General features: G+C 64.3%; 11 protein-coding genes and 1 pseudogene. 5 read left to right on the top strand and 7 right to left on the bottom strand.

Annotation, left to right across the window (positions count from 1 at the left end; translation table 11 throughout):
• Positions 1 to 433 precede the first annotated feature (433 nt).
• The gene (locus HU738_RS13560) at positions 434 to 1,006 is read left to right on the top strand and encodes a cysteine hydrolase family protein (protein WP_176508584.1); all 573 of its coding nucleotides are present in this window, start codon (positions 434 to 436) and stop codon (positions 1,004 to 1,006) included.
• Between the two features lie 123 nt (positions 1,007 to 1,129).
• Positions 1,130 to 3,043: a tyrosine-protein phosphatase gene (locus HU738_RS13555; RefSeq protein ID WP_186603500.1), complete on the top strand. Its 1,914-nt coding sequence runs from the start codon at positions 1,130 to 1,132 to the stop codon at positions 3,041 to 3,043.
• 29 nt (positions 3,044 to 3,072) lie between these two features.
• Here the strand turns inward: HU738_RS13555 and HU738_RS13550 are convergent.
• From HU738_RS13550 to HU738_RS13520, 7 genes and pseudogenes are all read right to left on the bottom strand, one after another.
• Positions 3,073 to 3,988, bottom strand: a pseudogene (locus tag HU738_RS13550) (AraC family transcriptional regulator).
• A 121-nt stretch (positions 3,989 to 4,109) separates the two neighbouring features.
• Positions 4,110 to 4,826, bottom strand: coding sequence for a glycosyltransferase family 25 protein (locus HU738_RS13545; protein WP_186603501.1), 717 nt, complete (start codon positions 4,824 to 4,826; stop codon positions 4,110 to 4,112).
• A gap of 24 nt (positions 4,827 to 4,850) precedes the next feature.
• Entirely contained in the window at positions 4,851 to 6,224 is a 1,374-nt protein-coding gene (locus HU738_RS13540; protein WP_176508588.1) for an oligosaccharide flippase family protein, read from the bottom strand.
• A 151-nt stretch (positions 6,225 to 6,375) separates the two neighbouring features.
• The gene (locus HU738_RS13535) at positions 6,376 to 7,635 is read right to left on the bottom strand and encodes an MFS transporter (RefSeq protein ID WP_186603502.1); all 1,260 of its coding nucleotides are present in this window, start codon (positions 7,633 to 7,635) and stop codon (positions 6,376 to 6,378) included.
• A 31-nt stretch (positions 7,636 to 7,666) separates the two neighbouring features.
• A complete protein-coding gene (locus HU738_RS13530; RefSeq protein ID WP_186603554.1) occupies positions 7,667 to 8,722 on the bottom strand; it encodes a sugar phosphate isomerase/epimerase family protein in 1,056 nt (351 codons plus the stop codon).
• A gap of 114 nt (positions 8,723 to 8,836) precedes the next feature.
• A complete protein-coding gene (pdxR, locus tag HU738_RS13525; protein ID WP_186603503.1) occupies positions 8,837 to 10,333 on the bottom strand; it encodes a MocR-like pyridoxine biosynthesis transcription factor PdxR in 1,497 nt (498 codons plus the stop codon).
• Between the two features lie 105 nt (positions 10,334 to 10,438).
• The gene (locus HU738_RS13520) at positions 10,439 to 11,821 is read right to left on the bottom strand and encodes an LLM class flavin-dependent oxidoreductase (protein ID WP_186603504.1); all 1,383 of its coding nucleotides are present in this window, start codon (positions 11,819 to 11,821) and stop codon (positions 10,439 to 10,441) included.
• A gap of 274 nt (positions 11,822 to 12,095) precedes the next feature.
• Between HU738_RS13520 and HU738_RS13515 the strand changes: the two genes are divergently transcribed.
• From HU738_RS13515 to HU738_RS13505, 3 genes are read left to right on the top strand one after another with little or no spacing between them, the layout of a single operon-like run.
• Positions 12,096 to 13,016: an ABC transporter substrate-binding protein gene (locus HU738_RS13515; protein WP_176508590.1), complete on the top strand. Its 921-nt coding sequence runs from the start codon at positions 12,096 to 12,098 to the stop codon at positions 13,014 to 13,016.
• On the top strand, positions 13,013 to 14,161 hold the full coding sequence (locus HU738_RS13510) for a phosphotransferase enzyme family protein (protein WP_186603505.1): 1,149 nt from the start codon (positions 13,013 to 13,015) through the stop codon (positions 14,159 to 14,161). The genes HU738_RS13515 and HU738_RS13510 overlap by 4 nt, the downstream gene beginning before the upstream one ends.
• A 12-nt stretch (positions 14,162 to 14,173) precedes the next feature.
• The gene (locus tag HU738_RS13505) at positions 14,174 to 15,073 is read left to right on the top strand and encodes a sulfurtransferase (protein WP_186603506.1); all 900 of its coding nucleotides are present in this window, start codon (positions 14,174 to 14,176) and stop codon (positions 15,071 to 15,073) included.
• The last annotated feature ends 18 nt before the right edge of the window (positions 15,074 to 15,091 follow it).

The following is a 15,091-nucleotide window of genomic DNA, read 5'->3' as shown; positions in this document are numbered from 1 at the left end:
TTGCAGAACTTTATCCACAGACCTACCCACGTTTTTTGTGGACAGATTTCCCCGGACAATTAAGGACTTATCGCACAGTGATCGCCGAGACAACGTACCAGCGGTACAGCCGGGCGAGGACGGCCAGGATCTGGCAGCGGTCTGGCCCGTCCAACGAGGCAGACGGGCCGGAAGGGGTGAGAAGAATCAGCTTGGCGGAATGGTGCCCAGCAAGCCGATCAGAACGGTCAACAGCAGAAAGCCACCCAGAAACAGCGCGAGCTTGCCCATCGGAACCTCTTCAGTGTGATAGCAGGGACGAACAGCATTGTGCGCCTCAGGCTGATACGGTTACAGATTCAGGTTCGAGGAAAAAAAGCGGATCAGATGACCCGCTCGCCCCTCGGCTTGTCGCCTGTGCTACGGTCAGATGCTCGCAGACAAGGAGCTTCGCATGACTGCCATCGCCGCCAATGCCGCATTGTTGCTGATCGACCTGCAGGTCGGTATCCATCACCCACGCCTGGGCCGGCGCAACAACCCCGAGGCCGAATTGCGCATGGGCGAACTGCTCGCGGCATGGCGCCTGGGCGGGCGGCCCATCGTGCATGTGCGGCATGTGTCCCGCTCACCCGACTCGGTATTCTGGCCGGGCCAGGCGGGCTGTGAGTTCCAGCCGGCGTTTACGCCGCTGGCGAGCGAAACGGTGTTCGACAAGCATGTACCGGACGCCTTTGCCAACTCGGGCCTGGAGCGCTGGCTGCACGTTCGCGGCATCGGCGAACTGGTGATTGCCGGCGTGATCACCAACAACTCGGTGGAATCCACGGCGCGCTCGGCAGGCAATCTCGGTTTCGATGTCGTGGTCGTGGCAGACGCCTGCTTCACCTTCGACCAGCAAGACTGGCAAGGCCGGCTCTGGCCTGCCGAGGATGTGCATGCACTGTCGTTGAGCAACCTGGCACTGGATTACGCCCGGATCCTGGAGAGCCACGCGGTATGCACCAGCCTCTTGGGGGCGGCGTAGCCAGAAAACGCACACAACGGACAGAACGCGCAGCCATTGACGCTGCGCGGCTACTTGTAACATTCAGTTTCATGTTGCCCGCCGACAGTAGCCAGCCCAACGCACCTGATCGAGGCTACTGCCGTGTTGCAACGTCTGTTCTGCTCCGTGTCCCTGCTCACCCTGGCCGTTACCGCGGCCCATGCCGCCGACTCACTCGACACGCCGCGCCTGGCCGGCATCGACAATTTCCGCGATATCGCCGGCACCACCAGCGCCTATACCACCCGCCACGATGGCGTGATGCGCAGCGGGGTGTTCTACCGCTCCAACGCCCTGACCCCTACGGCGGCCGACCTCGCAATCCTCAACGGCCTGGGCATCAGCAATGTCTACGACCTGCGCACCCCCAGCGAAATCGCCAGCACGCCCGACACCCTGCCAACAGGCGCCAGCTACACCAACATCGACATCATCGGCAGCACCACCTCGGGCTCGAACATCACCAACATCTCGTTCACCAGCGCAGCCCAGGCGCGGGCGATGATGCAGGATACCAACCGCGCCTTCGTCAGCGATGCCGGCATGCGCGGGCAGTTCAGCGTACTGTTCAACGAACTGGCCAACGCCGACGGTGCCGCGCTGTTCCACTGCACCGCCGGCAAGGACCGCACCGGCTGGACCGCAGCCGTGCTGCTGAGCATTGCCGGGGTCGACGAGGCGACCATCATGAACAACTACCTGGCCACCAACGACTACACCGCCACGCGCGTGGCCGCGACGCTGGCGGCCATGCCGGCGAGCATGGCCGCCATCTACGCCCCGCTGCTCGGCGTCGAAGCCAGCTATCTGCAGGCCGGGCTGGATGAGGTCACCGCCGAGTACGGGAGCATGGACAATTACCTCAAGGCAGGCCTTGGGCTGTCGCAAGAAACCCTCTATGTGCTGCGCGGCAAGATGGTGCGCTACGGCACGCTGCCAGGCGAAGCCGGCCTGCTGGGCAACGCCGCTGCCGGTGCACAGCTGCTGCGGCAGCTGCAGGACAGCCCGTTGTCGGGCACCTACAGCGCCTACAACGACTACCTGCAGTCGGCCATCGACGCCGGCACGCTGGGGGGCGTCGAGTCGACCGTGGGGGGCCAGGTGCATGCCGACGCCGCCAGCTTCCTGCTGCGCCAGGGGGCGATGATCGACCGTGCGGCCGCGCCGTTTGCCGATGGCAGCGACCTCAAGGTCGGCCAGTCGCGCCTGTGGAGCACCGCGCTGGCCGGCTACCTGGGCACCGACGGTTCCTCCCGCGCGGCCAGCAGCAACGAGCACAGCCAGGGGCTGATGGTCGGGCTGACCCAGCGCTTCTCCGAGCAGCTGAGCGCCCATGCCGGTTTCGGCTACAGCAATGGCAATGTCGGCGGGGCCGGTGGCGAGGCGGACACCGACCTGACCTTCCTCAGCCTGGGGGCGCGCTTTGCACCCAATGGCCTGGAACGTGGCCTGTTCATCGACGCCGATGCCAGCGCCGGCTGGCTCGACTATTCCAGCAAGCGTGAGCTCGGTGGCGGCCTGGGCACGGCGAAGGGCGACAGCCACGGCACACTGGCTGGCGGCAGCCTGACACTGGGCTATCGCCTGCCCACCGCCGCCCTGGTGCTGGAGCCGAGCCTGGGGCTGCGGGTCAGTCGCGTTGACGTGGAGGGTTTCACCGAAAAAGGCAGCGAACTGGCCCTGCAGGTCGATGACCTGAAAGAAACCCGGCGCACCGCCGTGGCCAACCTCAAGGCCTCGTTCGCGCCAGTCGCCATGGGCAGCTGGCAGCTGGTGCCAGGCGTCGAGGTGGGTTACGAGCATGTGCTGGGCGACCATCAGGTCGACAGCGAAGGCCATTTGCTGGGGCTTGATATCGCGCAGCGGGCGGCCTTCGACAATCGCGACCAGTTCACGGGCGGCGTCAACCTGGTGGCCAACCTTGGGGCGCTGAGTGTCGGGGCCGAGGTGGCAGCCATGGGTGGGGGTGACAGCCATGGGGTCAGTGGCAGCCTCAAGGCCAGCTACGCGTTCTGAAGATCATGGGGGCCGCTGGGCGGCCCCGACTAGCGGCGCCGCAGATCGGCGGGGTTGATCCCGAAAGCCTGCTTGAAGTACTGGGCAAACCGCCCGGGATTGCTGAAACCATGGCGCAAGGCAACCTCCGCCACCGACCCGCCCTCCCCGCGCGCCAGCACCGCTCGCGCCTGCTCCAGCCGCACCTGCCGCTGATAGCTGACGATCGACGTGCCGGCAAAACGCCGGAAGCCTTCCTGCAACGCACGCAGGCTGACATTGGCCAACCCCGCCAGCTCGCTACCACTAACCTGCCTGGCCGGGTGTTCGCGCAGGTAGGCCATGGCCAGTTTCACGTGCCGCGGCGCAATGGCCGGCACCGGGCTGCGCAACGCCTCGCTGTAGTTGTGTGGCCAGGTTTCCAGCAGCGCGTCGACCAGCATCTCCTGCAAGCGCACAGGCATCAGCAGGCCCGTGCTGATGAGTTGATCGAACTCGGTGCCGGTTGCCAGTTCGAGCAAGGCCCGGATGCCAGGCAGTGCGCAATTGCCCAGGTCAACCTGTGGCGCAAAGCGAATCGGCGCAGGCAAGGGTTGTTCGAGCAGGGTCGACAGCCGTTCGGCGAACGCGCCACGGCGGATCGACATGCCGCACTGAGCATGCCCGTCGCTGATGCGCACCGAGCGGATGTCGAGCTTGTCCACCGCCAGGCCGACCTGAGCACCGCCGATCGACTCGCCGCGGTGGTCGAAAATGATCCTGCCCGCAGTGGGCAGCACAAAGGTGATCCTGCGGCGCTGGCAGGACGAGGGTGAAATCGCCCTGATAATGCATGCGTCGCACGCTCATGCCGTCGAAGCGGCCATAGACGCCACCGATGGCAATGCCATCGCCCAGCGGCGGCATGTCGGCATACAGGTTGCCGTAAAGCTGGGTGAACAAGGCGGCGAATTCGTCGCTGCGCATGTCGCTGGAGCGGAGCATGAACGGCTTGCGGGTCGTGCCGGGATACACCGTGTCGCACACCTTGTGCCACGAAAAGGGACCCGAACACTATCAACTTCGCATGACAGGCAGGTGACGCCGGCTAGCGGGTTCGCCTGAGTTTTTCTGCCTTCAAGCGCCGGTAAAAGGCCATCACCGGCCGCAGCAGCGCCAGCCGGTCAAATACCGACAGGGCATGCAGGTCGGTGCGCGAAGGCCTCTGGTAACCCAGGTTCCAGGTGAAGTAGTAGGCCTGGATGTTCTTGTCGGTGTGGATCAGCGTATTGAGGGCCGCGTCATAGTGCATCGGCCCACCGTCCGGGTGCCCGGGCGGGCGCTGCAGGATCTGCGCAAGAAAGTCACGCAGCTTGCCCACGCTCTTGCCGTTCACCGCATAGAAGTGCGACAGGTGGATGGGACGATCGACCGGTGCCCAGCCGGGGTTATCGGAATTGCCTTCACAGGAATGGCCGAGGTAGGCGATGTCCCAGTCCATGCCTTGCAGGGATTCGATGGCCTTTTTGCCAAACGGGCCTATGCGCCGGGAAAACTGGATGTCGTCTTCCATGATGAGGATGTTGTCGACATTCAGGCGCACGGCTTCTTCCAGTATCTGCAGATGGCTCATGAAGCAGCCCCGGGCGCCGATGCTGGGGAAGCCCTGTTGATCGGTGGGCGTCACAGCAGGGAAGAAGCCGATCTTTTCGTCATCGATGTGGAAGCCGTTGCGGGCGAATTCGGCCTCGGTTTCTTCGCGGCGGTCCGTTCTGGACGGGATGTTGATGATTCGGGTCCGATCAAAGAAGTCGATCACATTCATCGTTCAGGTCCTTGGCGCAGCCGATCAGAAGGCGAACAGATGGCTGATGAACTGGCCACACAGGGCGCCAAACAACATGACTGGTAGCACCACCAGCTCCCGCTTGATGCTCAGCATGCCCAGCTGATGGCTGACCTTGAAGATCAGGAACAGCGTGAAGAAGGTATGCAAGGCCACGCCCCACAGTGCATAGGTCACCCCGCCGATGGCCAGCAGTAACGGCATCAGGGTGAACAGCGCCACCACCCGAATGATGTTGTCCATGGCCATGTACTTGGTCAGCCCGAGGGCCATCCATATCTGTTGCGTCAGGCCATAGCGCAAGGTGAACAGCGACAACGACAGGATCGCCATCATCTGCCCGGCCTCCTGATACCGGGCGTCATAAAGCCAGTGGATGATCAGCGGGCTGGCGGTGAACAGGAAACCGCAGGTGAACAGGGTCAGCACATCGAAGATCAGCCTGAAACGGAAATACAGGTGGCGCAGGCGGTCCATGTCACCGGTCCTGGCCGCCTCGCTGAAGGCCGGCAAGGCCACTGCCCCGGCCAGCCGCTGCAGGCTGAGCTGGAAGGCCGCCAGAATGCCCACCGCAATCGAATACACCCCCAGCTGCGCCACCGTCATGCTGCCGCCGAACCAGATCCGGTCACCCTGCATGGCCAGCACGCCGACCGCAGACGACAGGAACACCCAGCGGCCGTAGTTGACGATCTCGCGCAGCGCGGCCGGATCCCACTGCGGGCGGTCTTTGTGGCCCGGGAAGATCAGGTGGCTGAGCACCGTGGTGACCAGGGTCGAGACCAGACCCGCTGCCACCAGCGCCCAGATGGACCGCGTGAGGTAGCCGATCACCAGCATCACCACCAGGCCGGCGATTTGCGACACCAGCTCGACCAGCACCACCTTTTTCTGCTGGAAGGTGCGGATGGCCACATCGATCTTGGTCGACTGGAAGGCAAAGATGATCGCGAAAAAGCCAGTGACGGCCAGCACCGCAGGCAACTCCGGGGCGGCGTAGGTGGAATGTGCCGGCCACATTGCGAAGTGCTGGGATACCCAGGAGGCCAACGCCACCAGTTGCATCACCACGAACAGCCCAAGGCCGCGAATGATCTGCAGCGACCAGATCGTGTTGAGGAACAGCGGCTCGTCGCCGCGGGGGCTCTGGATGATGTTCTGCCGCAGGCCGACATCGGACAGCAACAGCAGCAGCACCGATACCGTGGTGGCAATGGCCATGAGGCCGAACATCTCTGGCAACAGCAAGCGGGTGATGATCAGGTTGCCGCCCAGGCGTATGACCTGGGAGGCCACGATGGAGCCGATATTCAGCGCCCCAGCCAACAACACGCGTTTGCGAAGACTTTGCGAGGACGACAGATCGATCGTAGACATGGCACCCACTGACCCGGCTTTTAAGACGTTACTATAGTCTCAATCTGCCATGCTGCTATGCGTGGCTGCCGATGGCGACGATCCTGCCTTGGGCCAGCTCAAGGCTGAGCGGGTTGCGCCGCACAGGGCCACGCAACCGCTCACCATCGCGTCAGGCGAGCGCTTCGCTCGCCACTGCCTGGCGATGGCGCTTCACCATACGCTGCAACAGGCTGGACACCCCCACGCCCACCACCGCCAGCAGGCTCATCAGGCTGAAGACGTAGGTGTAGCCCTGCTCACCCGGGTAGTGGTCGAGCAGTGCGCCGTAGATCACATAGGCGAACATCCCAGGCGCATAACCGATCAGGCAGCCGATGCCAAACGCAGAGCCGGTGATGCGCGAGGGAATGCCCACTTCGCTCATCGGCGCCCAGAACACCCCACGCATGGTGAACACCACCAAGGCAAACGACAGAGTCGCCGCCAGGCCCGCGTAGATGTAACTCTCGCCACGGGGGATGCCAATGATGACCAGCATCAGCGGGAGCAAGGCAACGAACGCCCACTTCAGGTAACGGCTGGAGCTCTTCAACTGCTTGTCGGCGATGTAGCCGCCTGCCGGGCCACCCAGGACCTTGAGGAAGTACTGGTTGATGATCCCGTAGGCGCCCACCAGGGCCACCGGCAGGTGGTACATGTCCTTCAGGAAGGGGATGAAGTAGGTCAGGCCGCAATACACGATGTAGACCATGAACACGTTGAGGCTGACCAGCCAGATCCCTGGCATGCGCACCGCCTCCAGCAGCCCGGCCAGGCCGATGGGTTCGCGGGGCGCGCTGGCCTGGCGGGTGTCCTTGAGCAGGAACAACGCCAGCAGGCCAACGCCGATGTCGATCAGCGCATAGAACGCGATGGCCGCCTTGAGCCCGGCCGCACCGGAGCCCAGGGCAACGAACACGCCAAGCGCGGAAAACGCCACCAGTGTGTCCACTGCGCCGCGCCCGCCTTCGAGCAGGCCGAACAGGCGGCTTTGTTCCTGGTCATCGCCCAGGTTGCGAATAGCCTTGAGCAAGGATGGCCAGAAGATGCAGTCGGCACACACCGCCAGCAGGCCGAAGATGATCAACAACTGGTCGTAGCCTGGGAAGCTTGCCAGGTACAGGCCCAGGCCACCGATGCCGACCAGCCCCAGGGGGATGAGCTTGCGCGTCTCGAAACGGTCGGCCAGAAAGCCGCCCAGCACGAACAGCGCGGTGGCGACGATGGCGTTGACGCTCAGCAGCGTGCCGATCTGGGTGTGGCTCAGCCCCATGTGCTCCTGCATGGGGATATAGAAGGCGTCCTTGAGGTTGGACAGTTTGTAGATGGTCCCGCCGCCCAGGACGAGGATCAGGAAGCGCAGCCACTTGGCTTTGACCGATGCTGTCATTTTTATTCTCCACGGTATCCGGGTTAAGGGGTCAGGCCAGGGTCAGTTCCGCCAGCAGACGGATCTCGGCCAGCAGCTCACGCACGTAACGCACCTGGTCATTGGCCCAGCGGTGCTCGTCAGCCAGCATCTGCTCCAGGCTGTAGCCCGGTGGCAATGGGGTCTCGCTCATTTCGCGGTAGGCGATGAAGGGATCGGCGCCCTCGCCCAGCTGGCGGAACGCCGGGGCGTTGTAGTGGTTTTCCTGCTCAAGAATGAACGCCACCACCTGCGGCGCGGGCTCACCCAGCAACAGCAGTTCCAGCAACATGCGCGGGCTGGGGAGCTGGTCTTCGGCGCTGCCCTGCAGCACGCCGTAGTGCCCGAAGCCGTTCGCTTCAGGCACTACGCGCACACCTTTGAGGTGCACCTGGCGAATGAACGGCGCCAGGTTGGCCAGCGCCGGCAAGGGCTGCTCGCAGGCATTGATCATGTTGCCGAAGTCGAACAGGGCGTTGAGCCGCGGGTGCCCTACCCGGCGCAGCAAGGCGGCGATCTCGTCGCTCTTGAGTTCCTCGTGCTGCTCGAAGTCGAAGTTGAGGTCGTGCTCATCGGCCAGGCGTGCCAGGCGGTGCAGGTCGTCTTCGATCATGCCCATCACCCGCGACAGGCTGCCCTCGTAACGCGAGTAGACGCGGATGTTGCGGCTGCCGATGGCGCGTGCCACGGCCACCGCCTGGTCGACGTCTTCGGGCAGCGTGCTGCTGATCTCCAGGTGCACGTCCAGCCCCAAGGCCCTGGCTTTTGCGGCGAATGCCGCCAGGCGCTCGGCCGGCATGCGCGACAGGCTGTTGTGCTCACCGTCGAGCAGGTGCAGCGAAAGGCCATCGAGGGCATGCCGGTAGGCAAATTCGAGCAGGTCTTCGGGGCAGACCCGTCCGTGGCTGAGGTTGGTCAGCAGCGGGTAGCCGTGAGCGAACAGCCGCAGACTGTCCAGGCGTGACAGCAAGCGGCGGGCAAGGTCGGCGGTGAGCAGCATGGGCGCACAGTCGCCCGGCACGTTGTGGCCCATCAGGCCAGCGAATCGGGTTTGGATGGCATTCATTATTGTCATTGTCCTCAGAGCGAGGCCGGGAAGCCCGGCGCTGCTTTTATCGCTCTGAAGTGGCCTCATCCATAGAGCCATTAATTTTTTGTTCTTATAGCCATTTTGCCGCGCTGTTCAGCCGCGTATGCCCAATGCAGCCAGGGCGTTGGCCAGCTCACTCGCCCGCCGTGCGGCCTGCTCGGCCGGCGTGGCGGCAAAACCCAGCAGCAGCCCCGGCGGCAGGTAGCGCTGCAGGCAGTAGTCGCTCAGTGCATAGGTGTAGATCTGATGGTTGCCGAGCCCGCGCGCCAGGGCATCGTCGTCCACCGTCTCAGGCAGCCAGCCGATCAGGTGCAGTCCCGCCTCGACCGGCGCCACCGACAGCAACCCCGACAGCTCGCGCTGCAGCGCCTCCAGCAGGCTGGCCTGGCGCTCTTGGTAGAGGGCGCGCATGTGGCGGATGTGGCCAAGGAAATGGCCCTCGAGCATGAAGTCGGCAGTGGTTGCCTGGTGCAACGTGGAGGGGCTGCGGTCCATCACGGCGCGGATCGCACAGAACGGTTCGAGCAGCGCCTCCGGCAGGATCACATAGCCCAGGCGCAACGAGGGGTAGAGCACTTTGCTGAAGGTGCCGACGTAGATCACCCGTTGCCCCGGGTCCATCGCATACAGCGCTGGCAGTGGCCGGCCCCTATAGCGAAATTCGCTGTCGCAGTCGTCCTCGATGATCCAGCCCTGGCTGCGCGCGGCCCAGTCGATCAGCTCCTGGCGCCGTGGGTAGCTCATGGTGGTGCCCAGCGGATGCTGCCGCGAGGGCGTGGTGAACGCCAGCCGCGCGTCCGGGCACTCGTGAACCCCTTGCTGTACATCGAGCCCTTGCTCGTCGATGCGCAACGGCACCAACTGGCAACCCAGTGCCTGGAACGCAATACGCGCGGCGATGTGCCCAGGGTCCTCCATCCAGACCCGGTCACCCGGGTTGAGCAACAGCATGCCGAGCAGGTTGAAGGCCTGCTGGGCACCGGACGTGATCACCACCTGCTCCGGGCTGCACTCGATGCCACGGGCATCGAACACGTACTCGGCGATCGCTTCGCGCAGGCGCTGCAGGCCCTTGAGCTCGCCGTAGGCCAGTTGCGCCTTGTCTGGCTTGCGCAGGTGGCGGTTCATCAGGCGCTTCCACACCGGCATTGGAAAGGCATCGTAGGCCGGATGGCTGGGCAGCAGGGACACCGGGCGCTGGGCATCCCAACCGCTGTAGGAAATACCGCTGAAGTGCTCGCTGCGCAGCGAATGCACGGCCTGGCTCAGGCTCGACAGGCGTGGCGGTTTGCCGGGGGCATCGGCCTGGGCGACCCGGCCCTGCCAGTCATTGCCCACATAGGTCCCCGCCCCGGTGCGCGCGGCCAGGAAGCCTTCGGCGGTGAGCAGGTCGAAGGCGTTGAGCAGGGTAATCCGCGACAGCCCCAGCTCCTTGCACAACGTGCGGGTGGACGGCAGGCGTGTGCCACCGGCCAGGCGGCCAGCGAGGATCTGCTTGCGCAGTTGCAGGTAGAGCTGGCGGTACAGCGGGACCTGGCTGTCGCGGTCGAGCGCGACGCCACTGAGCAGCACGCCACCGGGGGTTTTCATACGGGCTCGTGTCCTGAGGGCCGGGGCGCCATTGTGCACCCGCCGTCGAGCCCCATGAAGCCCTTTCGGCGGGCAAAGCCCCCCGCCGGGCCGGCAACTACTGCCTCAGTCAGCGTCTACCTGGCGGAACGACGCGCCATACGCGGTGGCGGGCAAACGGCTGGCTCCGTCGCCTCTCAACCGGGAACGCAACGTTCCGCTGTGCGGCTGGGTACGGTAGAGCCCTCGCTTCTGTAGCTCTGGCACTACCCATTCGACGAAATCCTCCAGCGTACCTGGGCTGGTCAGCGGGTTGAGCATGTAGCCACTGGTCCCGGAAATGCGCGCATGTTCTTCAATGCGATCGGCCACCTGCGCCGGCGTACCCACCAGGATCAGGTCCGTGCCCCGGGTGACGTTGGCGAAGCGCTGGCGGACATCACCTGCCGTCAACGGCTTGCCGCTGCCATCGGGGCGCATCATGTAGGAAGTGAGGCCTTCGGTATGGGTCGCCAAGGCATCGCTGTCGGCATAACGGCTCAAGTCGATACCGGTATCGCCGGCGTAGCTGACCAGCTGGGCCTCCAGGTGATAGTGGCTCTGCAACGCCTCGTACTTGCGCTGCGCCTCGATCTCGGTCTTTGCCGTGACGATCCGCAGCACGGTCAGCGACTGCACATCAGCCCGTGCGCGCCCACGTGCTTCGGCCATGCGCCAGATTTCCTCCAGGCCCTGGCGGATTTCGTGAGGGTTCGACTTGGCGATGAAGATCAGTTCGGCATGCTTGGCCGCGAACTCCCGTCCCCTGCCGGACCAGCCAGCCTGTATCAGCAGCGGTGTTCGTTGTGGCGACGGGGCGCTAAGGTGCGGCCCGGCCACCCGATAACGTTCGCCCCGGTGGTTGATCGGTTTCACGCCCTCACCCCGGGCATACACCTGCCGCGCTTTGTCCGCCACCACGGCGTCATCCGCCCAGCTGCCTTCCCAAAGCTTGTAGACCACGTCCATGAACTCTTCGGCCCGTTCATAGCGGTCGTCATGCTTGATCATCTGTTCCAGGCCGAAGTTACGCGCTGCGCTGGAAAGATAAGAGGTCACGATGTTCCAGCCGATCCGGCCATTGCTCATGTGGTCGAGCGTACTGAAGCGTCGGGCGTGGCTGAACGGGTGTTCGTAGGTCGTCGATACGGTAGCGCCGAACGCCAGGTTGCGGGTGATCGCAGCCAGGCCCGGAATGATCATCAGCGGGTCGTTGGCAGGCGCCTCCACGGCCCACTTCACGGCGGCTGCAGCGTTGCCGCCGAACACATCGTAGAAGCCCAGCACATCGGCGAAGAACAGCATGTCGAGGTTGGCCTGATCGGCGATGCGCGCCTGGTTTGCCCAGAACTGGAACGTATTGGCGGCCAGGCGCTCATCAGCCGGATGCGTCCACAGACTCGGTGCGCCTCCACAGCCAACGCTGGCCTGCTCGTAAAGCGCGAACAAAAGGGGTTTCGGATCGGACATGAAGGTTCCTGTAGTAAACGGCGTCACAGCCAAGCAGACAGCTATTCAAATATTAAGTAGGAATATAAAAAATAACTCTAATAATACTTAGGAATAACAATATACGAGGAGCAACCCTTGGGAATCGCCACCGCTTCACCCAAATAAAGAAATAAAAAAGACCACAGTTATTTCTAATAGAAATATCTCTATAGCTCACGGGTATTGGTATATACCAGAGACCTCCCCGTTAAATCGCTCCATGAGCCCTGAGGGCACCAAGGAGCACGACAGGATGATCGCCGTACGGGTAATGCTGGAATATTTTCACCCCTGGCCGAATTCGGCAGGTTTTTACCTCGCCAGGGAGCGCGGCTGGTATCAGGATGCCGGCTTGTCGGTACACCTTGCTGTACCAGACCCCTTCCACGGCGACACCTTGGAACACCTGCTCCAAGGCAAGGCAGACGTCGGCGTGTTTCCCAGCAACCGCTTGCTGGTCAGGCGCAGCCTTGGCCAATCGCTGCTGGGCGTCGCGGCCATCAACCACCAGGGTCTGGAGTCAATCCAGACGCTCACCGACTTCGGCATTCGCCGCCCCCGGGACCTGGCTGGCAAACGCCTGGCGCTCAACCCTACGCCCCGTGGCCTGGCGATGGTCCGCCATCTGGTGGCCGAGGATGGTGGCGACCCGGATGCCGTCATCATCGTCGACAGCAAAGTGCGCGAGCTGCGTCCCGAGGACCTGGCGGCGGGCATCGCCCATGCCAGTTTCGGCGGCTACTGGGCCTGGGAGGCGTTGATGGACAGCCCGATTCCGGCCGAGCGCCGCGTCGTATGGCCGGTCGATGAGATCGGCGCACCGCGTTACCACAGCTACCTGCTTGGCGGCCAGCAACGCTGGTTCGAGGACAACCCCGAGACCGCCCGGGCTTTTCTCGCCGCCACCGAGCGCGGCTTTCGCGCGGCAGCCGAAGACCCGCAGAGCGCCCTGGGCGCCTATGAGGCCGCCACGCCGTACTTTCCGGGTGAACTGCTCAGCCAGTCGCTGCAGCACATCGCCCCCACCTGGCTGCACCAAGGGCGCTGGGGCCAGCAACGTGAAGAGCTGATCGCACCCTACGCCCACTGGTTGCACCGCCATGGCGTACTGGCCGATGCCGACGCCTGGCGCGGTGCTACCAGCAACCGCTACCTGACGGAGCCGCAGGCATGAGCGAGCCCGTGCGTATCGCCCACGGCATGGGCTTGCAACCGGTAGCAGCCGACTGGCCGGCCCTGTCACAACAGGATGTCGAAGACGTGCTTCAGCACTTCCCGCAAGTGGGTGCGGTGCACTCGCTGCACTGGCACAGCCCACGCCCCTTCTCGGCGGCCGCTCAGGTGCGCACTGCGCACGGTGAAGTATTCGTCAAGCGCCACCACCGCAGTGTCCGCCAGCCCGCCTGGCTGCTGGAGGAACACCGCTTCGTTCATTACCTCGAACAGCGTGGCGCCCCGGTTGTCACGCCCTTGTTCGACCGCAACGAACGCAGCGCCATCGCCCTGGGTGAATGGACCTACGAAGTGTTGCCGCTTGCCCAGGGTCAGGACCTGTACCGTGAGGCACTGTCGTGGACCCCGTTCCTTACCTTGGCGCATGCCCACGCGGCGGGTGCGGCCCTCGCTAGCCTGCACCAGGCCGCAGAAGGCTTCACCGTAGGCGCCCGGCGCACTCCGGTGCTGGTCGCCAACCTGCGCCTGTTCGGCAGCAGCGCCCCACTGACGTCGATCGAAAAGGCCTTGGCACAACGGCCGGCATTGAGCCAATACCTCGCGGGCAAGCACTGGCAGCAGGCACTTCGCGAACTCTATCTGCCCCATCACCGGACCCTGCTGCCACTGCTCGCGCAGCAGGCCCCCTTGTGGACGCACAACGACTGGCACGCGTCGAACCTGCTGTGGACCGAACCGGGAAGCAGCGCCCAGGTACAGAGCATCCTTGACTTCGGCCTGAGCGACCTGACCTTCGCCCTGTTCGACCTGGCGACCGCACTGGAGCGCAATTGCATCCCCTGGCTTGAACTCGATGCTGGCGGCCGCGCCAGCGCCGACCTCGACGCCGTCGATGCGCTGCTGGAGGGCTATCACCGTCAGCGTGCGCTGACCCAGGCCGACCTGCTCACGCTAAAAGCACTGCTGCCGCTGGTGCATGTGGATTTCGCCCTCGCGGAAATCGATTACTTCCAGGGCATCGTCGGCTCCCGCAGTAACGCCGACATCGCCTACCACAACTACCTGATCGGCCATGGCCAATGGTTTGGCGGCAGCGAAGGCTTGCGCCTGCTCGATCATCTCGACCGCATCGCCCGCACGCGCTGACAGGAGCCCGCCATGCCCGACATCCTCATTTCACCCGCCGCATTGCAACAGCGCCTGCAGCAGCCGGGGCTGGTGGTCATCGACGCCAGCGTCGAACTGGCCGCCGCGCGCTTCGATGGCGACTACCGTGTGGCCAGCGGGCATGCGGCCTGGCTGGCCGAACATATCCCAGGCTCACGGCATGCCGACCTGACCCGCGAGCTGGCTGATACCTCGGTCTCCTACAGCTTTGCCCTGCCCTCGCCAGCGGCTGCCCAGGCTGCACTGGCGCGCCTGGGCATCAGCGGTGCCCGGCAGATCGTGATCTACGACCGGCACGAGGGTTTCTGGGCGGCGCGCCTCTGGTGGATGTTACGCAGCATGGGCATTACCGCCTCGGTGCTCGACGGCGGCTTGAAGGCCTGGCGCCTGGCCGGCCTGCCGCTCGCCCAAGGCCAGCAGGCCCAAGGCACGGCACCGTGCTCCCAGACCACCCTGACCATTCAGGCAGGTTACTGGGCAAGCCGCGAAGACGTGCAGGCCGTGCTCGAGGGGAAGGCCCCGGGCCTGCTGGTATGTGCACTCGGCAAAGGGCTGTTCGAGGGCAGCGCGGTGAGCCGCTATGCCCGACGCGGCCATATCCCCGGCAGCCTCAACCGGCCAGCCCGCGAACTGTTCGACGAACAGGGCCGCTACCTGCCACCAACGGCATTGGCCAACGCCCTCGGCTCGCTGCTGCTCGAAGACGATCAACCTCTGATTCTCTACTGTGGTGGCGGCATTTCCGCTGCCGCCACTGCACTGGCCCTCACGCGCCTGGGCCGCCAGAGCATGTCGATCTACGACGGCTCGCTCCAGGAATGGGCCGCCGACCCTGCATTGCCAATGACCACGGTGCCACTGCGCATTGAGGCTTCCCCCTTGCAAAAGTGAACCGTACGATGCGCCCGC

Origin of the sequence: Pseudomonas vlassakiae (assembly GCF_014269035.2) — a bacterium.
GTDB lineage: Bacteria > Pseudomonadota > Gammaproteobacteria > Pseudomonadales > Pseudomonadaceae > Aquipseudomonas > Aquipseudomonas vlassakiae.
The sequence above is the reverse complement of the archived record's forward strand: the minus strand, read 5'-3'. Positions and strand labels throughout refer to the sequence as shown.

Coding starts and splice junctions, on each gene's coding strand:
- HU738_RS13560 (WP_176508584.1), top strand. CDS start 434: ATGACTGCCATCGCCGCCAATGCCGCATTGTTGCTGATCGACCTGCAG.
- HU738_RS13545 (WP_186603501.1), bottom strand. CDS start 4,826: ATGAATGTGATCGACTTCTTTGATCGGACCCGAATCATCAACATCCCG.
- HU738_RS13540 (WP_176508588.1), bottom strand. CDS start 6,224: ATGTCTACGATCGATCTGTCGTCCTCGCAAAGTCTTCGCAAACGCGTG.
- HU738_RS13535 (WP_186603502.1), bottom strand. CDS start 7,635: ATGACAGCATCGGTCAAAGCCAAGTGGCTGCGCTTCCTGATCCTCGTC.
- pdxR (WP_186603503.1), bottom strand. CDS start 10,333: ATGAAAACCCCCGGTGGCGTGCTGCTCAGTGGCGTCGCGCTCGACCGC.
- HU738_RS13520 (WP_186603504.1), bottom strand. CDS start 11,821: ATGTCCGATCCGAAACCCCTTTTGTTCGCGCTTTACGAGCAGGCCAGC.
- HU738_RS13515 (WP_176508590.1), top strand. CDS start 12,096: ATGATCGCCGTACGGGTAATGCTGGAATATTTTCACCCCTGGCCGAAT.
- HU738_RS13510 (WP_186603505.1), top strand. CDS start 13,013: ATGAGCGAGCCCGTGCGTATCGCCCACGGCATGGGCTTGCAACCGGTA.
- HU738_RS13505 (WP_186603506.1), top strand. CDS start 14,174: ATGCCCGACATCCTCATTTCACCCGCCGCATTGCAACAGCGCCTGCAG.